Source organism: Sphaerospermopsis sp. FACHB-1094 (assembly GCF_014696195.1).
Lineage (GTDB): Bacteria > Cyanobacteriota > Cyanobacteriia > Cyanobacteriales > Nostocaceae > Sphaerospermopsis > Sphaerospermopsis kisseleviana.
The window spans coordinates 1-4,497 of the sequence record NZ_JACJPT010000201.1 but is presented as its reverse complement, the minus strand read 5'-3'; the positions used below and the strand labels follow the sequence as shown (position 1 = coordinate 4,497).

The following is a 4,497-nucleotide window of genomic DNA, read 5'->3' as shown; positions in this document are numbered from 1 at the left end:
CATCAAAAAAGCGATCGCTAGAATTGAGTCTCAAGCCAAAGGTTTGACGGAGATTGCTAAGGGTAAGGCTACTAGCATTTGTAATCACAGTTAAATCCTTGCAGTAATTACATGAATTTTAGGAATTTGATCTAGTTTCTAATACTTAATAATACGATACATATAAGGAAAAGAGCGATTTGCTTTAGAAGATGGGTTGTTGAGGTGATCGCTGTATAATAAGTCATTAGAGCGGATCATATCGTGATATTTTGGTTTTGAGTTGGGGCGATCGCTGTGGCGAAAGGAGCGATCGGCCTATGAGGAAACTATTTGAGAACTACTTAACTTTGAATTTTTTGAGCTATAGTATTGTCATACAGAGTTATGACAAGCAAAAATATGAGAGTTAATGCAAGGCTCGATAGCGATCGCGCTAGTAAGTTTAATTACATTCGCCAGCGGACAAATCAAGGTGCGTCTGACATTATGAAAGTGGCGATCGATCTTTATTATGAAAAATTACATCAAGAATCCCCTGTAAAGCCTTTGCAACTCCTTAGAGAATCAGGGCTGATTGGTTGTGCTGAAGGGGACTCTGATTTGTCGGTTAATTACAAGCAATATCTCACTGAAAGTCTTAACGAAAAATATGGTAATCGTTGATTCTGGCTTTTGGATAGCACTAATCAATCGCCGTGATGATTATCATGTTCTCGCTCAAGAAGTTTTAGATACGATTGATGAGCCTCTAGTTACAACATGGTGTGTAATTACGGAAGCTTGTCATATTCTCTTGAAACGTACAGGCACAAATGCTCAACAGACGTTTATTCATAGCTTAGAAATTGGTGCTTTTGAGGTTTTTGATCTCAAGGTTCAAGATGGGAAAAGAATCAGTGAATTGATGAATCAATATAGTTCTCTGCCAATGGATTTAGCGGACGCTTCATTGATTATTCTTGCCGAACATTTGGGGCATGGGCGGATTCTATCTGTTGATTTTCGGTACTTTAATACTTACCGCTGGAAAAATCGTCATCCTTTTGAGAATTTGATGTCTATTAACTAAAAATCATGACTCACAGTAATAGCGATCGCCAAACACAAGTAATTGTGAAGCGATCGCAAAGGTTAAGAAATCGGAGTAGATGGATTTAGCGAAAATGCTAGAGTGATGATATTGATGGGGCTAAGTTGACCTATGACCATTGCAACCGGAATACCAATACAACAGCAGTTACTAAGTTTTGGTGATTTTATCGTCCGTTATGGTGACAGTAACCGCTACGAATTGATTGATGGAGAGGTATTTGATTTGGAACCAACAGGCTACCATGAAGAAGTTTCAGCTTTTACCACCACAAAAATCTGCGCCCAAATTGATGCAATAGGTTTAAATTGGTTTGTCCTTCAGCGAGGATTACTACGTCCTTCTAACTTGGATATGACAGCATTTCGACCTGATGTTATGGTTATTGACCGCAATGAACTTGCGAAAGAACTACTTTGGAATGACCAATCAATCATCACCCTGGGCAGTTCGATTACATTTGTGATGGAAGTAGTTAGTAGCAACTGGCAAAACGACTATGCGCGTAAAGTCGAAGACTACGCAATTTTAGGTATTCCTGAATATTGGATTGCGGATTATGCAGGTCTGGGCGGGACTCGACATATTGGGAAACCGAAACAACCAACCCTTTCCATTTGTACGTTAGTGAAAGGAGAGTATGAAATTCAGCAGATTCGAGGCAATCAACCCATTACTTCGCTGACATTCCCAAATCTCAAACTGACAGCCGAACAAGTTTTAAAGGCTGGCAGATAAAGTGCTGTAAGCCATGTTTACTTAGGATAAAATAGTTACCGAGGATTAGGCGATTTGCTCCATAACAAATCATGGGAACGGATAATATTGTGATATTTTGGTTTTGAGTCGGGGGCGATCGCTTATTGCTTAGATTGATAAAGTGCGATCACTCAAATTAGACTGATAAAGCGAGATCCTTTATAATATACTGAATAGACAACATATATTAGACAACCATTCAAGTATGGGAGCTATCTATGTTGTTACAAGAACTTAAAGAGCAGATATTTAAACTACCATCAAGCGATCGCAAAAGATCAATAATTGTTTATTCACTATCAGGAAATGGATAGCTACATTAGAGTAAAGTGACCCAAAATATTAGCAAAAATATAGTTTTATTTAATATTAGGAGAAGTAAATGGAAGGTAAAAGATTTATTCATAAAATCAAATTACAAAACTTTCTTTCCTATGGAAATACGGGGGAAGAAATAGAACTACAACCGCTAAATGTGTTAATTGGACCCAATGCTTCTGGTAAATCTAATTTTATTGAAGCTTTTGGTATTTTACGCGCAACACCGACAGATTTACCAGCACCTTTTCGTCAAGGTGGAGGTATTAATGAATTTTTATGGAAAGGTGAAAAAAGTAATTCTATAGCTAATATAGACGTTATATTAAATTATCCAGAAAGACATGAAAATAATCTACATTATAAATTAAGCATAACAGAAGTAGGACAAAGATTAGAATTAGTAGATGAAGCTATAGAAAATGCACAAGTCTATGAAGGACGACAAGATGTATATTTTTATTATCGTTATCAAAATGGTCGGCCTGTTTTAAATATTAACACAATTACAGATGATGGTAAGGAGTTTAGAAGAAATCTCCGCAGAGAAGATTTAATTTTAGATCAGTCAGTTTTATCTCAAAGAAAAGATCCTGACTTATATCCTGAACTTTCTTATCTGAGTACAGAATTTTCTCAGATAGGTTTATATCGTCATTGGCAAATTGGGAGATATTCAGAACCAAGAAATGCTCAAAAAGCTGATTTGCCTCAACATCCTTTATTGGAAGATGGTAGTAATTTAGGTTTGTTTTTAAATGATTTAAAATATAGATTAGGTAGTAGAAAAATTATTGAATATCTAGAAAAATTTTATGAAGAAGCGGAAGAATTAGATGTGAGAATATATGGCGGTACTGTACAAATATTTATTCGGGAAAAAGGGTTAATTCAACCAATTCCAGCTACTAGGTTATCTGATGGAACATTGCGATATTTGTTTTTAATGGCGTTACTTTTAGATCCTACTCCACCACCACTAATTTGTATTGAAGAACCAGAATTAGGTTTACATCCAGATATTTTACCAACAATTGCAGAATTGTTAATTGAAGCATCTCAGAGAACTCAATTAATTGTCACCACTCATTCTGATGCTTTGGTTTCTGCGTTGAGTGAATATCCTGAATCTGTAGTAGTTTGTGAAAGAGATAATACAGGAACTCATTTAAGGAGACTTCAACCAGAAAAATTAAAAAAATGGTTGGAAAAATATACTCTTGGTGATCTTTGGAGAATAGGGGAAATTGGTGGAAATAGATGGTAAAAGAAATTAGAATTTATATAGAAGGTGGTGGAGATAGTACAAGAACTTTATCTTTACTTAGAGCAGGATTCAGCAAGTTTTTTAAAAAATTGCTAGATACAGTAATAAGTGAAAACGTTACACTGAATATAACTATGTGTGGGAAGAGAAATGATGCTTTTCGTAACTTTAAAATTGCTTTAAAATCTAATCCTGATGCTTTTAATATTTTGCTGGTTGATGCAGAAGCACCTGTCACAAAAGGTTCTCCTTGGGAACATCTGAAATTAAGAGATGGTTGGGATAAACCAGCAGGAGTTGATGATGATAACTACCATTTGATGGTACAAACAATGGAAGCGTGGTTTATCGCGGATATTGCAACTCTGAAAGAATTTTATGGACAAGGTTTTAAAGAAAATGGTATTCCCAAAACTAATAATGTGGAAACTATTCCAAAAGATAATTTAGAACGTATTCTCAAAACTTCCAGTGGTAAAACTACCAAGGGTGAATATCACAAAATTAAACACGCTTCTAAACTATTAGAATTGTTAGATGTCACTAAAGTTCGTCAATCTTCCCCTTATTGCGATCACCTATTTACTAAAATCAAGGATCAGATACGGATGCGGGGCTTATTGAAAACAGATCAACCTGCCCCAACTGATGAGCAAGTAGCTGCAATGTTAGAAGAGCGAGGAGCGGAGAAGTATCTTTAATGAGAGTTTTAGTTGATACCAATATTGTCCTAGATTTTCTATTGCAACGAGAGCCATTTTCCCAAGATGCAGAACTGCTGTTTCAAGCGATTGATAGTGGTCAAGTTGTTGGCTATGTGACAGCAACAACGCTAACGGATATTTTCTATATTTCTCGCAAACATACTCTCAGCATTGAGCAAGCACGGCAAGCAGTATTGGATTTGAATAACAAAAATATAGTCAAATATAGTTATTTATCTACATCAGTCATGTGAGGTGGGAATGATTGATAAAGGTGATCGCCTAACGCCTTAAATCGCCAATATAAGCCCCAATTTGTTTAAGTCCCTGCAAAACTTGGATACGTTCTGATGTATTTTCAAGTAACCGATAAGTAT

At 36.0% G+C, this 4,497-nt stretch carries 6 protein-coding genes; all 6 read left to right on the top strand.

The features are described from left to right. Positions 1-366 precede the first annotated feature (366 nt). The 6 genes from H6F47_RS26885 (at position 367) to H6F47_RS26860 (ending at position 4,374) form a co-directional block, all read left to right on the top strand. Positions 367-645 carry a CopG family transcriptional regulator gene (locus H6F47_RS26885; RefSeq protein ID WP_236630651.1) on the top strand — a complete coding sequence of 93 codons (279 nt, stop codon included), beginning with the start codon at positions 367-369 and terminating at the stop codon, positions 643-645. Beyond that, entirely contained in the window at positions 632-1,051 is a 420-nt protein-coding gene (locus tag H6F47_RS26880) for a PIN domain-containing protein (protein ID WP_190651799.1), read from the top strand. The genes H6F47_RS26885 and H6F47_RS26880 overlap by 14 nt, the downstream gene beginning before the upstream one ends. 132 nt (positions 1,052-1,183) lie before the next feature. Beyond that, positions 1,184-1,810: a Uma2 family endonuclease gene (locus tag H6F47_RS26875; RefSeq protein WP_190651797.1), complete on the top strand. Its 627-nt coding sequence runs from the start codon at positions 1,184-1,186 to the stop codon at positions 1,808-1,810. Between the two features lie 403 nt (positions 1,811-2,213). Further along, on the top strand, positions 2,214-3,416 hold the full coding sequence (locus H6F47_RS26870; protein ID WP_190651795.1) for an AAA family ATPase: 1,203 nt from the start codon (positions 2,214-2,216) through the stop codon (positions 3,414-3,416). Further along, on the top strand, positions 3,410-4,117 hold the full coding sequence (locus H6F47_RS26865) for a DUF4276 family protein (RefSeq protein WP_199291313.1): 708 nt from the start codon (positions 3,410-3,412) through the stop codon (positions 4,115-4,117). Before H6F47_RS26870 ends, H6F47_RS26865 begins: the two co-directional genes overlap by 7 nt. Then, the gene (locus H6F47_RS26860) at positions 4,117-4,374 is read left to right on the top strand and encodes a PIN domain-containing protein (protein WP_190651793.1); all 258 of its coding nucleotides are present in this window, start codon (positions 4,117-4,119) and stop codon (positions 4,372-4,374) included. The genes H6F47_RS26865 and H6F47_RS26860 overlap by 1 nt, the downstream gene beginning before the upstream one ends. The last annotated feature ends 123 nt before the right edge of the window (positions 4,375-4,497 follow it).